Here is a 260-nt window from a genome sequence, read left to right as displayed (position 1 = left end):
CAAAACAGTGTTTATTCTTCCTCCCGCTCTGTCTCTGGCCTCCAATATTTTAATTGCAACTCCTGCTTTCTTCAACCTGTAAGCGGCCACAAGTCCAGAAAGACCGGCCCCTATAATAACTACAGGTAATTTGTTCTGTTTATCCATTCATAAATTCATCAAAAATTAAAGATTATCAGAGACGCCTTAAAACTGTTCATTTTCCAGGTCAATGATAGACTGTCGCTCCCGGTTAACTGTTAATCGGGTAATGTCCGGAC

General features: G+C 40.8%; 1 protein-coding gene. It reads right to left on the bottom strand.

Features of this window, described 5'->3' with window-relative positions; genetic code table 11:
• Positions 1 to 147, bottom strand: a 147-nt coding sequence (locus tag LB467_RS18890; protein ID WP_224475689.1) for an FAD-dependent oxidoreductase, incomplete at its 3' end; no start/stop codon positions are given.
• Positions 148 to 260 lie beyond the last annotated feature (113 nt).

Origin of the sequence: Salegentibacter tibetensis, assembly GCF_020164485.1 — a bacterium.
Taxonomy (GTDB): Bacteria; Bacteroidota; Bacteroidia; order Flavobacteriales; family Flavobacteriaceae; genus Salegentibacter; species Salegentibacter tibetensis.
This window is presented reverse-complemented; position numbering and strand designations above follow the sequence as displayed.